19 protein-coding genes are annotated in these 19,979 nt (G+C 66.4%); 16 read left to right on the forward strand and 3 right to left on the reverse strand.

Going from position 1 to position 19,979, the window contains the following annotated elements; translation table 11 throughout:
• Positions 1-113 precede the first annotated feature (113 nt).
• The 4 genes from ACFXNW_RS27270 to ACFXNW_RS27285 all read left to right on the forward strand — a co-directional run bounded on the left by ACFXNW_RS27270 (position 114) and on the right by ACFXNW_RS27285 (position 5,805).
• On the forward strand, positions 114-2,420 hold the full coding sequence (locus tag ACFXNW_RS27270; protein WP_379420652.1) for an esterase-like activity of phytase family protein: 2,307 nt from the start codon (positions 114-116) through the stop codon (positions 2,418-2,420).
• Positions 2,421-2,826: 406 nt separating this feature from the next.
• Positions 2,827-3,849, forward strand: a complete 1,023-nt coding sequence (locus ACFXNW_RS27275) for an XdhC family protein (RefSeq protein WP_379420653.1) — start codon at positions 2,827-2,829, stop codon at positions 3,847-3,849.
• A gap of 189 nt (positions 3,850-4,038) precedes the next feature.
• Positions 4,039-4,728 carry a nicotinamide riboside transporter PnuC gene (pnuC, locus tag ACFXNW_RS27280; protein WP_379420836.1) on the forward strand — a complete coding sequence of 230 codons (690 nt, stop codon included), beginning with the start codon at positions 4,039-4,041 and terminating at the stop codon, positions 4,726-4,728.
• Between the two features lie 114 nt (positions 4,729-4,842).
• Positions 4,843-5,805 (forward strand): hexose kinase, encoded by a 963-nt coding sequence (locus tag ACFXNW_RS27285; RefSeq protein WP_379420654.1) that lies wholly within the window; start codon positions 4,843-4,845, stop codon positions 5,803-5,805.
• Between the two features lie 20 nt (positions 5,806-5,825).
• Here ACFXNW_RS27285 and ramB read toward each other — a convergent pair whose 3' ends face one another.
• Positions 5,826-7,232: an acetate metabolism transcriptional regulator RamB gene (gene ramB, locus ACFXNW_RS27290; RefSeq protein WP_379420655.1), complete on the reverse strand. Its 1,407-nt coding sequence runs from the start codon at positions 7,230-7,232 to the stop codon at positions 5,826-5,828.
• 94 nt (positions 7,233-7,326) lie between these two features.
• On the opposite strand from ramB, the gene ACFXNW_RS27295 reads away from it, so the two are divergent.
• The 9 genes from ACFXNW_RS27295 (at position 7,327) to ACFXNW_RS27335 (ending at position 13,063) form a co-directional block, all read left to right on the forward strand.
• Complete coding sequence (locus tag ACFXNW_RS27295; protein WP_379420656.1) at positions 7,327-9,003, forward strand: ATP-dependent DNA ligase; 1,677 nt, start codon at positions 7,327-7,329, stop codon at positions 9,001-9,003.
• Positions 9,004-9,139: 136 nt separating this feature from the next.
• On the forward strand, positions 9,140-9,763 hold the full coding sequence (locus ACFXNW_RS27300) for a hypothetical protein (RefSeq protein WP_379420657.1): 624 nt from the start codon (positions 9,140-9,142) through the stop codon (positions 9,761-9,763).
• Between the two features lie 4 nt (positions 9,764-9,767).
• On the forward strand, positions 9,768-10,013 hold the full coding sequence (locus ACFXNW_RS27305) for an endonuclease domain-containing protein (protein WP_379420658.1): 246 nt from the start codon (positions 9,768-9,770) through the stop codon (positions 10,011-10,013).
• A gap of 86 nt (positions 10,014-10,099) precedes the next feature.
• Entirely contained in the window at positions 10,100-10,279 is a 180-nt protein-coding gene (locus ACFXNW_RS27310; protein WP_379420659.1) for a hypothetical protein, read from the forward strand.
• Between the two features lie 51 nt (positions 10,280-10,330).
• Positions 10,331-10,759 carry a DUF4254 domain-containing protein gene (locus ACFXNW_RS27315; RefSeq protein WP_379420660.1) on the forward strand — a complete coding sequence of 143 codons (429 nt, stop codon included), beginning with the start codon at positions 10,331-10,333 and terminating at the stop codon, positions 10,757-10,759.
• Positions 10,760-10,890: 131 nt separating this feature from the next.
• Positions 10,891-12,132 (forward strand): anion permease, encoded by a 1,242-nt coding sequence (locus ACFXNW_RS27320; protein WP_379420661.1) that lies wholly within the window; start codon positions 10,891-10,893, stop codon positions 12,130-12,132.
• An 8-nt stretch (positions 12,133-12,140) separates the two neighbouring features.
• Positions 12,141-12,422 (forward strand): hypothetical protein, encoded by a 282-nt coding sequence (locus ACFXNW_RS27325; RefSeq protein WP_379420662.1) that lies wholly within the window; start codon positions 12,141-12,143, stop codon positions 12,420-12,422.
• A 10-nt stretch (positions 12,423-12,432) separates the two neighbouring features.
• The gene (locus ACFXNW_RS27330) at positions 12,433-12,777 is read left to right on the forward strand and encodes a DUF3349 domain-containing protein (protein ID WP_379420663.1); all 345 of its coding nucleotides are present in this window, start codon (positions 12,433-12,435) and stop codon (positions 12,775-12,777) included.
• A gap of 7 nt (positions 12,778-12,784) precedes the next feature.
• Positions 12,785-13,063 carry a DUF3349 domain-containing protein gene (locus ACFXNW_RS27335; RefSeq protein WP_379420664.1) on the forward strand — a complete coding sequence of 93 codons (279 nt, stop codon included), beginning with the start codon at positions 12,785-12,787 and terminating at the stop codon, positions 13,061-13,063.
• A gap of 58 nt (positions 13,064-13,121) precedes the next feature.
• On the opposite strand, the gene ACFXNW_RS27340 is transcribed toward ACFXNW_RS27335, so the two are convergent.
• A complete protein-coding gene (locus ACFXNW_RS27340) occupies positions 13,122-14,363 on the reverse strand; it encodes an MFS transporter (RefSeq protein WP_379420665.1) in 1,242 nt (413 codons plus the stop codon).
• 75 nt (positions 14,364-14,438) lie between these two features.
• Between ACFXNW_RS27340 and ACFXNW_RS27345 the strand changes: the two genes are divergently transcribed.
• Positions 14,439-15,452 (forward strand): TetR/AcrR family transcriptional regulator, encoded by a 1,014-nt coding sequence (locus tag ACFXNW_RS27345; RefSeq protein WP_379420666.1) that lies wholly within the window; start codon positions 14,439-14,441, stop codon positions 15,450-15,452.
• Between the two features lie 7 nt (positions 15,453-15,459).
• On the opposite strand, the gene ACFXNW_RS27350 is transcribed toward ACFXNW_RS27345, so the two are convergent.
• Positions 15,460-17,286: an acyl-CoA dehydrogenase gene (locus ACFXNW_RS27350; RefSeq protein WP_379420667.1), complete on the reverse strand. Its 1,827-nt coding sequence runs from the start codon at positions 17,284-17,286 to the stop codon at positions 15,460-15,462.
• Positions 17,287-17,644: 358 nt separating this feature from the next.
• On the opposite strand from ACFXNW_RS27350, the gene urtA reads away from it, so the two are divergent.
• Positions 17,645-18,934: an urea ABC transporter substrate-binding protein gene (gene urtA / locus ACFXNW_RS27355; protein WP_379420668.1), complete on the forward strand. Its 1,290-nt coding sequence runs from the start codon at positions 17,645-17,647 to the stop codon at positions 18,932-18,934.
• Positions 18,935-19,104: 170 nt separating this feature from the next.
• Positions 19,105-19,977, forward strand: a complete 873-nt coding sequence (gene urtB, locus ACFXNW_RS27360; RefSeq protein ID WP_379420669.1) for an urea ABC transporter permease subunit UrtB — start codon at positions 19,105-19,107, stop codon at positions 19,975-19,977.
• The last annotated feature ends 2 nt before the right edge of the window (positions 19,978-19,979 follow it).

The following is a 19,979-nucleotide window of genomic DNA, read 5'->3' on the forward strand; positions in this document are numbered from 1 at the left end:
CCGGCAAACTCCGCGCAGCATTCATCCTCCGGTCACCGTGATGTCATTCGGCTCGGCAACGATCGCCGGAATTCTCGCCGCGGCGAGAAGGCGCGCCAAGCAGGAAGGGGCCGATGGTGGCCAGGATGAGACGGCAGTGGCTATTCGCCACGGTGGCAACGGTTTCGGTGGCGGCGGTCGCGTGCGGATCCGATGACGGCAGTGCGGGCCTGCCCGCAGCAGACGGCTGGCAACGCGATGCCGCGACCAGTTACCACCGGTTGGCCACCTATCCGGTCTTCCGCAATCTGCCCGAAGGCGTCGCACCGGACACACAGACCGTCGCGGAGATATCCACGGTCACCGAGGACGGCAAGACGCTGATCTACACCGATGCGCCGGGTAAGCGCATCGGTTTCCTCGACCTCAGCGATCCGGCCGCCCCGGCGGGCGCGGGCTCGATCTCGCTCGAACAGCTCGGCCACGCCGACGACCAGCCGACCTCGGTCGCGGTGTCCGGTGACTACGTCCTTGTCGTGATCGACAGCAGCGGAGGCGATTTCGCGCACCCGTCCGGTCGAGTGGACATCGTCCGGATCAGCGACCGCACCAAGGTGCACAGCATCGATCTCGGCGGCCAGCCCGACTCCATCACGGTGAGCAAGGACGGCACCCGCGCCGCCATCGCGATGGAGAACCAGCGCGACGAGAAGTTCACCCCCGCAGGCGGCGAGCAGGGAGATCTCCCCCAACCGCCCACCGGATTCGTACAGATTCTCGAGCTGAACGGCGCACCGGACCGATGGTCGGCGACACCGGTCCGCATCGATGAGGCCGCCGCCCGCGAGGCCGGTCTGGACACTCCGCAGGATCTCGAGCCCGAGTACGTGAGCATGAACTCGCGCGGCGAGGTGGCGGTGACGCTGCAGGAGAACAACGGCATCGCCATCATCGACACCGCGACCGCGACGGTCCGCACCGTGTTCTCCGCGGGCACGGTGAGCGTCGATGGCATCGACACCGCCGAGGACGGCGTCATCGACCAGTCCGGATCGATCGCCGATGTCCCGCGCGAACCCGATGCCGTCGGCTGGATCGGCGACGGCCACATCGCCGTCGCCAATGAAGGCGACTGGAAAGGCGGCGGCCGCGGCTGGACCATCTTCGACGCCGCCACCGGCGAGGTGGTGTGGGATGCGGGCAACTCCTTCGAGCAGCTGACTGTCCGCGCCGGCCTGCACACCGAGGGCCGCGCCGAGAAGAAGGGGCCCGAACCCGAGGGCCTTGCCGTTACCGAACTGGACGGCAAGCCGGTCGTCCTTGTCGGCTCCGAGCGCAGTAATTTCGTCGCGGCCTACGACGTCGCCGATCCGGCCGCGCCGAAATTCCGGCAGATTCTCGCGACGAACGCCGGGCCGGAGGGGATCCTGCCGATCCCGTCGCGCAATCTGCTGGCGGTGTCGTCGGAGGAAGACGATGCCGAGAAGGGTCTGCGCGGTGCGGTGACGGTCTTCGGCTACGGCAGCGAGTTCGCAGGTAGGGGCGCACCGGAGTTCCCGTCCGTCGTCTCCGCCGATGGCGCGAACGGCGCACCGATCGGCTGGGGCGCGCTCGGTGCGCTGAGCGCCGATCCGGCCGCCGCCGACCGCCTCTACACCGCCACCGATGCCGCCTACGGCCCGTCCCGGATCCTCGGCCTCGATGTTTCGACGCAACCTGCCGTCATCGATTCCGAGCTGGCGGTCACCGAGAACGGCGCTGCGGTGAGTCTGGATATCGAAGGCATCGCCGCTCGCGCCGACGGCGGTTTCTACCTCGCGGTCGAGGGCGAAGAAGGCCCGGGCAACGCCCTGGTGCAGGTGACAAAGGATGGCGCCGTCGAACAGCGCATCACCCTGCCCGAAGACATCAGCGCAGAGCTGGGTAAATACGGTCTCGAGGGTGTCGCCGTGCAGGGCTCGGGCGCCGAGGAGACCGTGTGGGTGGTGCTGCAGCGCGAACTGAAATCCGACCCGAAGGGCGTGACGCGGATCGGCAAGTACTCCCCGGCCTCGGGCGAGTGGCAGTGGTACGGCTACCAGCTCGAGACCACCTCGACCGAGGGCGACTGGATCGGCGTCTCGGAAATCGCGGTCGACGGCGATTCGCTGCTGCTACTCGAACGCGACAAGCTCAGCGGGCCGGCAGCTACGGTCAAGGCCGTCTACCGGGTCGCGATTCCCGGCGAGCCCGGCGTCACGGGTACCGCGGCGCCGACCGTCGCGGCCAAGACTCGCGTGCACGATGTGCTGCCTGACCTTTCCGCAACCAACGGCTGGGTGCAGGAGAAGGTGGAGGGGATGGCGATCGCCGGAAACGGCGGCCTGTACGTCGTGACAGACAACGATGGTGTCGATGACGCCACCGGCGAGACCGTGCTGTTGCGCGTCGAGCTTTCCTGAGTTCCCCACAAGCGGGCGGCGTCGATTCATTCGACGCCGCCCGCCGTGCTGTGGTGCACACCACTTCCCGCGAGTGGTTGCAGTGTGGCGAATACCACTCCACACAGACCGGGCGTCCGGAGCCGAATTCGGCAGCCGCACCGTAGCGCATTCCATGGTGTGAAAACGCCACGACCAGGGCGCTAACCCGTTGATATGTCTCGCATTTCACAGCGAACACCGGTGTCCATGGTGAACACACACAACCATTGGTGTGCCGTTCACGCGAGCGCTACTCGAGATTCCGGCGCGCCCACCTATTTGTATGCCGGGGACGATATGGTGTGCGTCACGTGCGCCGGATTCGGCGACGGGCGTCGTCCGGTGAACGCCCGCGCGAGGGCGCACGGTGGATCGGAGCTGTGTGATGCGGGACATCGTCGACGACCTGTTGCGGGTATGGCATTCGGGCCGGACCGGCGGACTTGCGACCATTGTGCGCACCAATGGTGCGACCGAGCTACCGATCGGGGCGGCCATGTTGGTCGACCCCGACGGCGGCGTCTTCGGCTCGATCACCGCGGGCGGCATCGAAGAAGCCGCATACGAGGCCACGGCGACCTCGGCCCGCACCGGGCAGCGCGGAATGCACCGGCTGACGGTCACCAATTCGCTCGAACCCAGCCGTGAGGGCGGGGTGATCGATGTTTTCACGGAGCCGTTCTCCCGCGATCACTTCCCGGAGTTTCCGACCGTCGCAGCGGAAGTCGCCGCGAATCGGCGGGTCACCGTATTCACGGTGGTGTGGAATCCGGAGCCGGAGGTGATCGGGCAGCACCTCATCACCGATAAACGGCACAACACCGAACTGGTATCGCTGCCGCAGTCCGATATCTTCGTCTCCTCGTTCGCACCCGCGCCGCGACTGATCATCTTCGGCGCCAATTCCTTCGCCGCGGCGCTGTCGATTCAGGGGCAGCTGCTCGGCTACCGCGTCACCGTCTGCGATCCACGGCCCAATTTCGCCACGGCGGAATCATTTCCGGGCGCCGAAGTGGTGGCCGACTGGCCGCACCGCTATCTCAATACGCTCTCGGCGGCCGGTGAGATCGGGGCCGACACGGGCATCGTGGTGGTCGCCCAGGATCCGAAATTCGAGATTCCGCTGCTCACTGTTGCGCTACGGCTGCCCGAGGTCGGCTACCTCGCCGCCCTCGGTTCGGCCCCCGTGCACGCCCGTCGCATGGACGATCTGCGCGCGGGCGGCTTCGACGAGACCCTCCTGGCCCGACTGCACTCACCCGCCGGGCTGGGTATCGGCGCGCGCACACCGGCCGAAACCGCCGTCGCGATCGCCGCGGAGCTGCTGTCGGACCGCAGCAGCCGGGCAGCAGGCCGGACCGCCGAGCGGCGCCAGTCGTTCGACCCGTTGACCCGTCAGGCGATCTGAACCTCTCCGCGACCAGCGCGTTCTTCCCGAAGCGCGGCGCCGGATCATGTCTGGCGACGAGCGGCCGGACCGCTGCTCGGTCGCGGACATACCGCAGCTCGTGCGCACAAGGCCGCATTCGCATCCCGCTGACCGGACCGGCCGGATACGGGATGGATGAGATCGCGCCCGCCCCCGGTTACATCCAGGGTGAACCCGTTCCTCACCCTGCTCGATGCCAAACTGCATATCGCCGGCTCGGAGATTCTGTGGCGAGAAATCATCGGCAACGGCTTCGGCATGGCGTCGGCAATCGGCGGTATGCGGCGGCGGGTGTGGGCGTGGCCGATCGGCATGGCGGGCAACGCGCTGCTGTTCACGGTGTTCGTCGGCGGGGTGTTCAATACCCCGCAGCAGCTGAACATGGCAGGTCAGGCGGGCCGCCAGCTGATGTTTGTTGCGGTGAGCGCCTACGGGTGGTGGAGCTGGTACCGCTATGCGCGCGCCGAAACCGGGCTCGAGCATCGCGGCGTCGATCCGCGCTGGGCGACGGTGCGCGAGCGCTGGTTCCTCGTCGCCGCCATGGCGGTCGGCACCGTCGCCTTCGCGCAAGTTTTCGCCTGGATCGGTTCCTACGGGCCCTGGGCCGAAGCATGGATCTTCACCGGCTCGGTGCTGGCCACCTACGGGATGGCGCGCGGCTTGGCGGAGTTCTGGTTGATCTGGATCGGCGTCGACATCGTTGGCATCCCGCTGCTGGTTCGTGCCGGGTATTACCCCTCGGCCGTGCTGTATCTGGTTTATGCCGGATTCGTCGCGTGGGGCTTCACGGTCTGGGCGCGGACGCTGCGCAGTCCGGCCGACCCGGAAATCACCGCCGAAGTGCCGGTGCGTCGCTGAATCGCGGTCACGTCATCGGGCCATCCCACAATGTGCGCCGGCAAACTTCGGGACCGCTGATAAACCGGCCGTGAATGCACCCCTGCGGTTGCGCAACCCGCGTAGACGTGGACAGTGGGTGTCGTGATCCTCACCGTGACAATGAATCCCGCCTACGACATGACCTATCGGGTCGAAGAACTCGAACGCGGTCGGGCGCACCGGGTGCGATCGGTCGAGCAACGGATCGGGGGCAAGGGAATCAATGTCACCAGGGTCCTCAACCAACTCGGCAAATACGCACGCGCCACCGGTTTCGCCGACCACGCCTTCGCCGCCGCCGCCGAACTGGAGTTGCCGGTCGATTTCGTGCACGCCCTGCCCTGGGTGCGCAGAACCGTGGTGATCAGCGAATCCGGCTCCGGCACGGCCACCGCGCTGTGGGAGCCGGGCGCTCGAATCACCAACCCCCATGCCGCCGAACAACTCGCCGTCCGCGTCACCGGACTGCTGCCCGATATCGCCGGGCTGGTGATCGCCGGATCGCTGCCCGGCGGCATCGATCCGGAACTGCCCGCGCACATCGCACGCAGTGCACTCGACCACGGCGTGCCCACCATCTGCGACCTCGACGGCGAGGCCATGCGCCTTGCCTCGAGGCTGCCCGGCGTCGTGCTCACACCCAACCGCGGTGAGCTGCGGCGACTCACCGACTCAGACCCGCACACACCCGCCGAAGTGGTCGAATCGGTCCGCCCGTTGATCGATAACGGCGTGCGGGCCGTGCTGGCCAAACGCGGAGCCGAGGGCATGGTCGCGGTGACCGCGGAAGGCGCCTGGTCGGCCGCGCTACCCGAACCGCTGGCAGGCAACCCCACCGGCGCGGGCGATTCTGCGACCGCGGCCGTCATCGCGGCGCTGTCGACCCGCGCCGTTCCGGACTGGCCCGCGATCCTCACCGACGCCGTCGCCACCTCCGCCGCGGCCGTCGTCATTCCGGTCGCCGGCGAGATCGACCGCAGGCTGCGCAATCATCTGGCGCCGACGGTGCGCATCGAGGAGATCACCGACGACACCGTCGCCGTCTCCGTGGAATAGGTTCCGCCACAGGGAAACTGCTATTTGAGTACGTAAGGGGAGACCGAGCTGCGGTGCTCACTGATATCGAGCACCTTGCCCAACGGGGGAAATGCGCGCTGGGGACAATTGGTGCGTTCACAGACCCGGCAACCCGCGCCGATGGGGGTTGCCTTGGCTTCACCGAGATCGATACCGTCGGCGTAGACCACCCGTCCGGCATGGCGTAGTTCGCATCCGAGCCCGATGGCGAAGGTTTTGCTCGGCTGCCCGAAAGCCGTGGCACGGCGCTCGACGGTGCGCGCCACCCACAAATACTTACGGCCGTCGGGCATCTGCGCGATCTGGGTCATGATCTTGCCCGGGTAGGCGAATGTCTCGTACACATTCCACAGCGGGCAGGTGCCACCGCTGGAGGAGAAGTGGAAACCGGTGGCGGACTGCCGTTTCGACATGTTCCCCGCGCGATCCACCCGAACGAACGAAAACGGCACACCGCGCAGTTCCGGCCGTTGCAGCGTGGACAGCCGATGACAGATCGTCTCGTAACTCTGGGTGAAGAACGCCGAGAGCCGTTCGATGTCGTAGCGGAAATCCTCGGCGATGTCGTGAAAGTGCGTGTAGGGCAGGACCGTCGCCGCGGCGAAATAGTTCGCCAAGCCGAGCATGGCCAGCTTCCTTGTGTCCTCGGAGGCGAAATTGCCTTCGTCGACCAGCTTCTCCAGTAGCGGACCGCATTCGAAATAGGCGAGTTCGGCGGCGAGTTTGAAGGTGCGCTGACCACCGGACAGGTGCGGGGCGATCTCGAGTCGCAGGTGCTCCGGATCGTAGCGGTGCAGCACACCGTCGCCGAGATCGATGCGTTCGAGAATGCGCACACCATGCGCCCGCAGCATGCGCCCGATCTCGCTGTTGACGTCACCGCCGTGGAAACGGATGCGGTTGGCGAGTTCCTCGGCAGCGGTATCCAATTCGTGGATGTAGTTCTGCCGCTGATAGAAGTAATCGCGCACTTCCTCGTGCGGTTTGCTGATCGTCGCACTGCCCGCGCCGTCGGCGAAGCGGTCCTCGGTGGCCGCAGCCAGCTGGGCGCTGGTGTTGCGGTATCGGCTGTGCATATTGACCAGGGCACGGGCCATGCTCGGGTGCGCGGAAACGATCTCGGCGATCTCCTTGGCATCGGCTTCGATACCGAGTTCGGCGTCCATCACCACTTCTTGGAGTTCGGCGATGAGCCGGGTGTCGTCCTGGGACGAGAAGAAGGTGGCATCGACCCCGAACACCTCGTTGATCCGCAGCAGCACCGGGACGGTGAGCGGGCGCACGTCGTGTTCGATCTGATTGAGATAACTCGCCGAGATCTCCAGTTGCTGAGCGAGCGAGACCTGGCTGAGCCCGCGTTCGGTCCGCAGCTGACGAAGCCGCGCCCCGACGTAAGTCTTGGCCATATGTCCAGTTTATGGCTGATTTCGCAAACCTGCCAATAGCAGAATTAGCAGCGGGTTCGAGCGATATGTCACACCTGCGGGTTACCGTCGTCAGGTGCTGTTCACCGATGTCGTGCGAGCCTCGGAGACCGTCCGCGCCACGCGGTCGAGGAAAACGAAGATCGCCGCCTTGGCCGAGCTGCTGAGCGCCGCCGATCCAGGCGAGCTCGCGGCCGTGGTCGCGTGGGTGTCGGGGGAATTGCGGCAAGGCCGCATCGGCACCGGCTGGCGCACACTCACCGCTCTCGGTGAGGCCGCGGCCGACATCCCCACCCTGACCGCGTCCAGGGTGGACAAACTGCTCGACGAGCTGGCCAACACCTCCGGACCCGGCTCGGCGAACCGGCGCAAGGAACTGCTGAGCAGTCTGTGGCGTGCGGCGACCGCCGATGAGCAAGCGTTTCTGCTGCGCCTGCTCACCGGTGAACTACGCCAGGGCGCGCTCACGGCCGTCGTCACCGAGGCGGTCGCCAGGGCCGCCGACGTCCCGCTCGAACTCGTACGCCGGGCCTACATGCTGTCCGGAAAACTGCCCGTCACCGCTATCGCCGCGCTGACCGGCGGCGAAGCGGCATTGCGCGAATTCCGGCTCGAGGTGGGCCGCCCGATCCAGCCCATGCTCGCCTCCCCCGGCGCCGCGCTGGACGAGGCCCTCGCCGAATTCGACGGCGGCGTCAGCCTGGAGCACAAACTCGACGGCGCCCGCATCCAAGTCCACCGCGACGGTTCCGACGTGTGGGTTTTCACCCGCACCCTGCGCGATATCACCGCGAACGTTCCCGAACTCGTCGAGCTGGTCGCGGGCCTGAACTGCACCAGCGTCGTGCTCGATGGTGAAACCCTCGCCCTCACCGACACCGGACGACCGCGGCCTTTCCAAGAGACGATGGCGCGGTTTGCGTCGGGTGAACCCGGCCTCGCCGGCGTGGCGGCAGGAACAGCGGGCGACGCCTCCGCGCTACCCGCCGAGCCGCGCCGGGTGACCATGGCGGTCGAGCCTTCGGATGCCACCACATCACCGACACCACCCAGCGCGCAGCCGCCGGTACCCACCGAGATCCAGCCCATCCCGACCTCCACCCGCGAGCTCCTGCTGCACCCGTACTTCTTCGACTGCCTCCACCTCGACGGCCGCGACCTGCTGGACGAGCCGCTACTCGAGCGGCGCGCCGCGCTCACCAAGGTCGCCGGCGAGCACAGCATCCCGGCATTGATCCGCCCTGGCGCCGAGGCCGCGGCAGAGTATTTCGACGGTGCGCTGGCGGCAGGCCACGAGGGCATCATGATCAAATCGCTCGACGCGCCGTACGCGGCGGGCCGCCGCGGACGCTCCTGGTTGAAAATCAAGCCCACCCACACCCTCGACCTGCTGGTACTCGGCGCGGAATGGGGTTACGGCCGCCGCACCGGCTACCTGTCCAACCTCCACCTCGGTGCCCGCGACCCCGAATCCGGCGAACCGGTAATGGTCGGCAAAACCTTCAAAGGCCTCACCGACGCCCTACTGCACTGGCAGACCGCCGAATTCCCTCGCCACGAACGCACCCGCGACCAGCACACCGTCTACCTCTGGCCGAAACTGATAGTCGAAATCGCCCTCGACGGCGTCCAAACCAGCACCCGCTACCCCGGCGGCGTAGCCCTGCGCTTCGCCCGCGTAGTCCGCTACCGCCCCGACAAAACCCCCGACCAAGCCGACACCATCACCACTGTCCGCGCCCTCCTTCCGTGAGGTTTCAGCGAGTGGTACCTGGCTGCGGGGTCTACTCGACGTTTGCCGCAGCCATGTTCCACTCGTGACCTCAGCCTGGGGATGGGTTGGCTGATGGCGGAGTGGCTGGGGCTCGGGGCAGGCATGATCTGAGGGTATGGGGGAACTGAATGAGCCCTTTCCAGGGAGCTGGGCTGTGCGCGCGGGGTTGATCACGACATGGGAGTTGCGCAACAACTACTCCCGGGTGCATCCGGATGTCTACGTACCCAAGGGCATTCGGCTCGATGCACGCGGCCGTGCCCTCGCGGCAGGGCATTGGACGAAGGGCGAGGGAATCCTCGCCGGATGCTCAGCGGCTGCCATGTACGGCACCCGATGGCTGAACGATCGCCCGGCGGAAATCGTGATGCCGCGTCGTATGCGCCCACTCCCGAACGTGCGGGTCTATCGCGACCGCATACCCGATGATCAAGTGTGCGAGATCGCTGGGTTTCGCTGCACCACCCCGGCTCGGACCGCCATCGATCTGGCGAGGCGACTCGACTTCGACAATGCCGTCGAGGTGATCGATGCGCTGTGCCACGCCACGCGCACGCAGCCCGCCATTGTCTGCGATCTGCTGTCGCGCCTACCCCCTGTCCCCGGTAGCGCAAAGGCACGAGCGTTGCTGCCATTCATCGACGCAGGTGCGGAGGTCACCGCGCGAAACCCGGACCAGACTGCTGTTGGTCCGCTCCGGACTGCCGGCGCCCGAAACTCAGATCAGCGTCAAACATGAGGGAATGACACTCGCGCGACTCGATATGGGCTGGCGGCGGTGGCATGTGGCAGTCGAATACGACGGTGCACAACATTGGACTGACCGCAGCCAACGATCCTGGGATATCGACCGCCAGGCAATCTTGAACGCGCTTGGTTGGACCATCGTCCACGTAGGCGCCGACCAACTCGACCACCGCCCCGATACCATCGTTTCCCGCACCACCCACGCCCTCCGCGCCCACGGCGCCGAACTCCCGGACCGATGATCCGCGTGTGGTACCTGGCTGCGGGGTCTACTCGACGTTTGCCGCAGCCAAGTACCACTCGTCAAGCGATGGGCGGGTTGGACTTGATGGTTGTGAGGAACGTGGCCCAGGCGGTGGCGGCGTTGCAGGCTGCGGAACTGGTTGGCGATATGGATGAGCTGGCCACACATGTGGGCCTGACGTCGTTGGAGATGTTCGGCCTCGCTGTTGTCGGAATGCCGTGGGACACGAAGGCTGACCCGGCATCAGGCGAGGTAATTCATTAGCGGATCGAGGATCGAAAACTCTTGTCCGGCACCATGAATAGAGGGGGAATCGTGTCGACCCTGCCGACCAAGGAATTGCTGCTCGCCGCCTGCCGTGCCATGCCGCGCGGCGATCACCCCATTCTCGGCGCCGCCCATCTGCTCGCCGGGCTGCACACCCGCCGCTCGCGAGCCGCATTCGGCGCGGCCACCGACATCGACCGGCAACGGGCCCGGCTCGTCCTTGCCATAGACCGCTGGATCGCCACCGATCTTCCGATCCCACCCGGCGGCGCCCATATGCGCACCGAGACCGTCGGCACCGTCGTCGACCGCATGGCCATGCTCTCCGGCCGCGCACACGACACCCTGGCCACCGCGCCGGCCTGGCTGATCCACGGCGCCTGGGAATGCCTCACCGAACTCGCCATCGGCTACGAGGACCTCGCCTACGAGCTCGGCACCGGACGCCGCAGGCTGCCCCGCCGCGCCGAACCATGACGTCCTCTCCGAACCCGGACAGCCGTCAGGCGGCCCACGGCCGAGGTGCGGCAAGCCTAGATGAACACGGCAAGGCCGCGATTTGGCATCCGTATGAAAATCGTCAAAACGGATACCGCACACTGGACGGCGTGACCGTTGAATTGCTGGTTCTGCTCATCGTCATCGTCACGGCACTCGCATTCGATTTCACCAATGGCTTCCACGACACCGCCAACGCAATGGCCACCTCCATCGCGACCGGTGCGTTGCGCCCGCGGATCGCGGTCGCGCTGTCGGCGGTGCTGAACCTGATCGGTGCGTTCCTGTCGGTGGCGGTCGCGGCGACAGTGGCCAAAGGAATCGTGCAACTCGACGCGGTGTCCGGGCACGACCTGCTGATCATCGTGTTCGCGGGTTTGGTCGGCGGCATCCTGTGGAATCTGCTGACCTGGCTGTTCGGCCTGCCCTCCAGCTCCTCGCACGCCCTGTTCGGCGGACTCATCGGCGCCACCCTGGCCGCCCTCGGCTGGAGCGGCGTGATCTGGGCCGACGGATCCAACGGTGTACTCGCCAAGATCGTGATCCCCGCGGTACTCGCGCCGATCATCGCGGCCATGGTCTCTGCGACCGGCACCTGGCTGGTCTACCGGATCACCCGCGGCATCGAAGGCGACAAGGTCAACGAGGGTTTCCGGTGGGGCCAGGTGGGCTCGGCCTCGCTGGTCTCGCTGGCGCACGGCACCAACGACGCGCAGAAGACGATGGGCGTCATCTTCCTCGCGCTGGTCGCGCACGGCAGCCTCACCAAAGACGACGAAATGCCGCTGTGGGTGATGGCAGCCTGTGCGGTCGCCATCGCGGCAGGTACCTACCTCGGTGGCTGGCGCATCATCCGCACCCTTGGCAAAGGGCTGGTGGAAATCGATTCACCACAGGGTCTTGCCGCCGAGTCGTCCTCGGCGGCGATCATCCTGACCTCGGCGCATTTCGGCCTGCCGCTCTCGACCACCCAGACCGCGACCGGCTCCATTCTCGGCACCGGCCTCGGCAAAGGCGCCGAGGTGCGCTGGGGTGTGATGGGCCGGATGGTCGTGGCCTGGCTGCTGACGCTGCCCGCCGCCGGAATCATGGGCGCCATCTGCTGGGCCATCGCCCACCTCATCGGCGGACTGCCCGGCGTGCTCGTCGTGTTCGCGCTGCTGATCGGGCTCGCCGGACTGATCTACCTGCGGTCGCGACGCAACCCCGTCGACACCAGCAATGTCAACGAATGGCCTGGTGACGGCCCTGATGGCGCGGTCGGCACCGCGGAGCCGGAGATCATCGAGGACGTGCGCCACAGCGCCTCACCCGGCCCGGACACCGGACACAATCGCTCGGCGCAGGTTTAGGAGAAGCAGTGCAGACTCTTGTCACGAATCTGAACTCGCTGTGGCGGGTGGTCGCGGCCGGCCTGGTGTTCGGCGCGGGCCTGCCGATGATCTTCGCGTTCGGGGTCCGGTTCTGGTCGGTGTCGGAAACCCGCACCGAGGGCGGCGCCGTCCAGCGCAACTATCCGGCACTCGCCGGTGCTCTGGCATGTCTGGCGTTGGTGATCGCCGCGGTGGTGGCGGGCGTGCTCTACACCGCGAAGGCATTCCTCGCCGCAAGGTTCGGCATTCATCTTTTCGGCGAGTCCTGAAGGGCGTGCAGTGACCGATTCGACCAACCCCACCCAACCCGGACCGGTGCGGCCGAAACTGCTCGGCCGGATCATCGGATGGCTGCGCGCGGGCTATCCGCAGGGCGTACCCCGCTCCGACTACGTCGCGCTGTTCGCGGTCCTGCACCGGCACCTCACCGACTACGAGGTGGCCGCCGTCGCGGAGGAATTGGCGCGGGAGAACCCGGAGCGCGAGATCACCCACGCCGATATCGAGGATGCGATCACCCGGATCGCCAAGGAACAGCCCGCGGCCGACGATATCTCGCGCGTCGCATCGCATCTGGCGGCCGGTGGCTGGCCTCTGGCCGAACCGCTCACGGACCCCGATTGATGCCGAGATGCCACCCTTCCTGAACGCCATCATCGACTGGTTGCGCGCCGGTTATCCCGAGGGTGTCCCGGAGTCGGACTACATCCCGCTGCTGGCCCTGCTTCGCCGCCGCCTCTCCGACGACGAAGTGCGTCAAATCGCCACCGAACTCCTGCGTTCCGGCGACCACCCCGACCGAATCGACATCCAAGTCCTGATCACCAAGATCACCAACGAAATGCCCGCCGACACCGACGTATCCCGCATCCAATCCCGCCTCGACCCACCCACCTGGCCCGAGCTCTGATCGAGTGGTACCTGGCTGCGGTGTCTACTCGACGTTTGCCGCAGCCATGTACCACTAATCAGCGGCGGTTCGGCTGTTGGGGTCCTGTTGAGGACCGTGGCGCGAGGAGGGTGAGGAGGAGGGCCAGTAGGAGGAGGGTGGCCAAGGTCCAGGAGAGGGCGGGGAAGCCGTGGGGGGCAGCTGCGGCGGCTATGAGGGGGCCGGTGGTTGCGCCAACATAGAAGCTGAACATGGCTACCGAGGAGGCGGCGGCTCGGGCGTCGCCGCCGAGTTCGCCTGCGGATTGGAGGACGGCGGGGGCGATGACGCCGAGGCCTCCGACCAGAATGGCGAGCAGCACCGTCAGCGCGGCGACCTCGGTACCGACGAGGGCGGCGGCGATCATGGCGGCCGCGGCGATGAGGACGCCGAGCACGATCTGGCCGCGTCGCGAGAGCCGAGCCAGCGGGATCGCCAGCAGCGGTAGGGCCAGCATCACCGGGAGAGCGCCTGCCCGCAGGGCCAGTAATTCGCCGGAGCCGTGGACCAGACCGGCAATTTCGATGCCGGTGTAGACGCCGACCATCACCGCCATACTCAGGGCGCCCGCGATCAGCATCGGCAGCAGGGCCCGGATACGCAGCACCGCGGGGATCGCGGCATAGCTGTCGCGCAGTGGCAGATTCGCGGTGCTCGGCGCGTCGTCGAGCATGACCGCGCGCAGCCCGAAGGCGAGTACGGCGAACGCGGCGGCGGAGCCGAGGAAGACGGTGCGCCACGGGAACCAGCCGACCACTGCTTGCGACACGATCTGCGCGAGCACCGTCGCCGCAAGGAACGAGGTGGCCATCGACATGGTGACGACCGGCCGATGCTTCGGCACGATCCGCGTGGCGACATAGGCCATCAGCGCGGGCGGAATCGACCCGACGACCAGGCCCTGCACCACGCGCAGCGGGATCTCTACCGCTGCGCTGAAGGCCATACCGGTCAACAGGGTGACCATCGCTGCGGCGACCATGCCAGTGACGAGAACCCTGCGGTGACCGAACCGGTCCGACAGCGGGCCGAACAGCACGAACCCGCCCGCGTAGCCGAACGCGAATGCGCTGATGATCCAGGTCATCACACCGGAGCCGACCTGCCATTCGGAGGTCATGGCGCCGAACAGGGGGATCGGAAGGTACATCTGGCCGGTGGCCAGCAGGGCGGACAGCACGAAGACCGGCAGGGTGCGTGCGGTGGAGGCGTGGGTGGGCAGATCGGCGGAGGACGTCGGAACCGAATCCGGAACGGCGAGAGGGACTGTCGGCGATGCCATGCCGGGAAGCGTACGGCCGATCCACCGCTATTGTCAACCAAATAGTTGGTTTAATGGAATGGTAATGTCCTCCCCATGACGCCCACCACCAAACGCAGCGACGCCACCAGGCAGGCCCTGTTGCGCGCGGCGCGCGACGAATTCGCCGCGCACGGCCTCGCGGGCGCGCGGGTCGATCGCATCGCCGAGACCGCTGGGGTCAACAAGGAACGCATCTATGGCCTGTTCGGCAGCAAGGACAAGCTGTTCGACGTCATCCTGATCGACAGCCTGCGCGAATTCATGGAGACGGTGCAGCCGCTGGCCGACACCGAGGTCGGCGACTATGTCGCCAAGCTCTTCGACTACCACCACGACAACCCGAAACTGCTGCGCCTGATGCTGTGGGAGGCCCTGCACCGCGGCGCCGACGCGCACGATGTCGACGGCTGGCGTGCCGACTTCTACGAACGCAAATTCGACCGTGCCCAGCAGCAATTCGGTGTTGACGAGCAGCGGGCCGGCCTGCTGCTCATCGCCCTGTGCGGCATCGCGAACTGGGCCAACACCCTCCCCCAGACCGCAAGGCTGCTGCTCGGCCCTGCCGCCGAGGACACCACGACCATCCGCGAGTTCATGGCTGATTTCGCCCGCGCGGCCGTGCGCTACGACCCGGCATCGCCGGTCAATATATTGACCGGACCGGGATCGAGTCGGCAGGCACCCACCTCCGCCGCGGACCAGCTCCCGGATTCGAGCCCCGGGAGGCGAGAGTCGGTCCAACCAGCGTCTGAATCCGAGTACCGGGCCGCCACGACCGGCTCCGCCAGCGCGAGGGCGACCCACGCCGATGACGCCCCCGCTTCGAACAGCACCGGACCTACCCCGTACGTCGGCCCGAACGGCACCGCCGACCCGGCCGATACCGACCCGGTCGCGACAGCCGCCCACCGCCTCCGCACCGCTCGAGCCGCCGCCGAAGCCGCCCGCGCCGAACTGGCCGACGCCCTGCGCGCCGCTCATGCCGACGGCACGAGCGCCAACGAACTGGCCCGCCAGGTCTCGGGAACTCTGTCGCGGCCGGTAGTGCTGAAACTGCTGGCCGACTAACGCACCCTCAGAACGCCGCCTCGTCCAATCCCATGATGTCGGTGTCCAGTGACCCGATCACACCTTTGACCGCGGTCAGCGTAGGCAGCACGTTCCTGGCGAAGAACGTTGCTGCCGCGACCTTCCCGGCATAGAAGGCGCGGTCCTTCTCGCTCACCTCGCCGGCGAGGGCCGCAGCGGCGATGTCGGCCTGGACCAGCAGGCGCCAGCCGATGAGCAGATCGCCGACGGCGAGCAGGAAGCGCACCGAGCCGAGGCCCACCTTGTAGACCTCGTCCGGTTCCTGCTGCGAACCCATCAGGTAGCCGGTGAGGATGGCGGCCATGGCCTGCACGTCGGCGAGTGCGGTGCGCAGCAGGTCGCGTTCGGTGTCGAAGCGGCCGCTCTTCGCGTCGAGATAGGCGCTGATCTGGCCGGTGAGGTGGCCGATGGCCACCCCCTTGTCCCGGACGATCTTGCGGAAGAAGAAGTCCTGCGCCTGGATGGCGGTGGTGCCTTCGTAGAGCGAGTCGATCTTCGCGTCGCGGATGTACTGCTCGATCGGGTAGTCCTGCAGATAGCCCGAACCACCGAAGGTCTGCAGCGATTCGGTCAGGTACTGGTAGGCCCGCTCGGAACCGACACCCTTGACGATCGGCAACAGCAGATCGTCCACGCGATGGGCCAGCTCTTCATCGGCGCCGGAGACCAGCTGCGCCACATCGGCATTCTGGTGCGCGGCGGTGTAGAGGTAGACCGCACGCATGCCCTCGGCGTACGCCTTCTGCATCATCAGCGAACGACGCACGTCCGGATGGTGGGTGATGCTGACGCGCGGTGCGGCCTTGTCGGCCATCTGGGTCAGGTCGGCGCCCTGCACGCGCTCCTTGGCGTAGGCCAGTGCGTTCAGATAGCCGGTCGACAGGGTCCCGCTGGACTTGACGCCGACCATCATGCGCGCGTTCTCGATCACCTGGAACATCTGCGCGATGCCGTTGTGCACCTCGCCGACCAGCCAGCCCACCGCAGGCACGTCGCCACCGAAGGTGACCTCACAGGTTGGCGAGGATTTCAGGCCCATCTTGTGCTCGAGGTTGGTGACGTAGGCGCCATTGCGGTCGCCGAGCTCGAGCGTCTCGGGATCGAAGAGGTATTTCGGCACGTAGAACAGCGACAGCCCCTTGGTGCCCGGACCCGCGCCTTCGGGACGCGCCAACACCAGGTGGAAGACGTTCTCCGCCGTGTCGCCGACGTCGCCGCCGGAGATGAACCGCTTGACTCCCTCGATATGCCAGGAGCCGTCCTGCTGCTCGATCGCCTTGGTGCGGCCGGCGCCGACGTCGGAGCCCGCATCGGGCTCGGTGAGGACCATGGTGCCCTGCCAGCCCTTCTCGAATCCGCGGGTGGCCCAATGCTGCTGCTGCTCGGTGCCGATGTTGTAGAGCACAGCTCCCATGACCGGACCCATGTTGAAGAACGAGGCGGACGGATTCGCGCAGGTGATCATCTCGTTGACCGCCCACACCAGCGCTGACGGCGCGGGGGTACCGCCCATCCCTTCGGGTAGGCCGAGCCTGCTCCAGTCGGCCTCGCGCACCGTCTCCAACGTCTGCCGCAGCGCGTCGGGCACGGTGACGCTGTGGTCGGCGGCGTCGAAGCCCACCGGGTCGCGATCGGCGGCCGCGAACGATTCGGCCACCGGACCCTCCGCCAGGCGCTTGACCTCGGCCAGGATCTCGCGGACGGTGTCGGAGTCCAGGTCACCGTAGGCCCCGGTGTCGAGCAGTTTGTCCAGGCCGAACACCTCGAACAGGTTGAACTCGATATCGCGCAGGTTCGCCTTGTAATGCCCCACCGCGTCCTCCTCGACTTACCGCCCCGCGGTCGCACGACCGTGAAGGGGTTTCCGGCTGCTGACAACTACGAATCGAAGCTTTCCGCACCCCTGAGAGCTACGCAACCGTAGGCGCGGGGCGACCTCACCGCGCCTACCCGGGACGGTGTGCGCAAGGTTTCACCTCACGGCAACGCACGAAACCGACTGGTCATCGAGAGATATTCCGGCGCAACAACTTCTGTCTAACGTTTCGCAGCACGAATACAGGCTCTGTATACAACCCGGTCGACGTTCGTGACCGGCGCGAACAGCAGGTATTCGGTGCGGCACCCCTGCGGAGCCGCCGCCACAACTGATGAGTGAGAAGGGTTCGCGCATGTCCGATTCCTCCCGATCCGGCCGACATCGCGGCTCCGTCCGATCCCGCACGCTCGAGGCGCTGGTGGTGCCGACCGCATTGGCGTTGACCGGTGTGCTGCTGAGCGCGTGCGGCGCCAGGGACGACGCCACCGTCGACGGCGCGAACGCCGTCTCCTGCGTCGACACCACCAAGGACTCGATCAAGATCGGTTCGCTGCATTCGCTGTCGGGCACCATGGCCATCAGCGAGGTCACCGTCGCCAATTCGACCAAGCTGGCCGTCGACCAGATCAATGCCGCAGGCGGTGTGCTCGGCAAGCGGATCGAGCTGGTGCCCGAAGACGGTGCATCGGATCCGAAGACCTTCGCCGAGAAGGCGGAAAAGCTCATCAGCGCCGACTGTGTCGCGGCCGTGTTCGGCGGCTGGACCTCGTCGAGCCGCAAGGCGATGAAACCGAAGTTCGAGAGCCTGAATTCGCTGCTCTACTACCCCGTCCAGTACGAGGGACTGGAGGACAGCAAGAACATTTTCTACACCGGCGCAACCACCAATCAGCAGATCGTGCCCGCGCTGGACTACCTGAAGCAGAAGGGCGTCGGGTCGCTGTACCTGGCCGGCAGCGACTATGTGTTCCCGCAGACGGCCAACCGCGAGATCAAGGCATATGCGGCGGCCAACGGGATCGAGATCAAGGGTGAGGATTACACCCCGCTGGGCTCCACCGATTTCTCCACAATCATCAACAAGGTGCGCGCAGCCGACGCGGACGCGATCTTCAACACCCTCAACGGTGATTCCAACGTCGCGTTTTTCCGCGAGTACACCAATGCGGGCCTGACCGCGGCCGATATGCCGGTGGTTTCGGTGTCGATCGCCGAGGAGGAGGTGGCCGGTATCGGCGCGCAGAACATCGCGGGCCAGCTCACCGCCTGGAATTACTACCAGACCGTCGACACCCCGCAGAACAAGGCCTTCGTCGACGCCTACAAGGCCGCCTTCGGCGCAAGCAAACCCACCTCCGACCCGATGGAGGCCGCCTACACCTCGGTGTACCTGTGGAAGAACACCGTGGAGAAGGCGAACTCGTTCGCGGTAGCCGATATTCAGGCCGCCGCCGACGGCGTGAGTTTCGAAGCCCCCGAGGGCCTGGTCACCATCGACGGGACCAACCACCACATCACCAAGACCGCCCGCATCGGTGAGATCCGCCCGGACGGCCTCATCTACACGGTGTGGGATTCCGGTCAGCCCATCGAGCCCGACCCCTACCTCGACACCTACACCTGGGCCGAGGGCCTGAAGTAGACCGACGACTGCGGCGGCGGATGCCGACCGCCGCCGCAGTTCCGCAGGAAATGGTTCGCGGCCTGGTCTTTCCCGATGCTCACGCCTGATTCGACGAGGCATCCGGCGACAGCGTTCGGAAAAGACCCATGAGGGGGCCGCGAACCCACCGACGAGATACGGAGCTCTTGATGGAAGTCGTTGTAGGCCAGCTCTTCACCGGGCTGAGCCTCGGGTCGATCCTGTTGCTCGCCGCGCTGGGTCTCGCACTGACCTTCGGTCAGATGGGCGTGATCAATATGGCGCACGGCGAGTTCATTATGGCCGGTTGTTACACCACCTACGTTGTCCAGCAGGTGTTTTCCTCGGCCGGTGTGTCGTTGCTGGTCGGGTTCCTTGTCGGCGGCGCGTTGGGGGCGGCGCTGGAGATGGGGCTGATCCGCTGGATGTATCACCGCCCGCTGGACACCTTGCTGGTCACCTTCGGTGTCGGCCTGGTGTTACAGCAGCTGGCGCGCGATATCTTCGGTGCGCCGGCCAAGAACGTGCTGGTGCCGGAATGGCTCAGCGGTGGCGTCACGATTCTGGACGCCGTGGTCCCCAAGACCAGGATCTTCATTCTTGTCCTCGCGGTCGTCGCGGTGACGGTGCTGGCGATCGTGTTGAAGACGACACCGCTCGGGCGCCGGATTCGCGCGGTTGTGCAGAACCGCGATCTCGCCGAAACAAGCGGGGTGTCCTCGCGTTTCACCGATATCAGCACCTTCTTCATCGGTTCCGGCCTGGCCGGTGTTGCCGGTGTCGCGCTGACGTTGATCGGTTCGACCAGCCCCACCATCGGACAGAGCTATCTGATCGATGCGTTCCTGGTGGTGGTGATCGGCGGGCTCGGCCAGATCAAGGGCACGGTGATCGCGGCGTTCGCGCTCGGCCTGCTCAATTCCTTCATCGAGTACTCCACGACTGCCTCGATCGCGAAGGTGATCGTCTTCGTGATCATCGTGATCTTCCTGCAGGTCCGCCCGCAGGGCCTGTTCACGGTCCGGACAAGGAGTTTGGCATGACC

The organism is Nocardia sp. NPDC059180, from assembly GCF_042754945.1.
In the GTDB taxonomy this organism is placed as follows: Bacteria; Actinomycetota; Actinomycetes; order Mycobacteriales; family Mycobacteriaceae; genus Nocardia.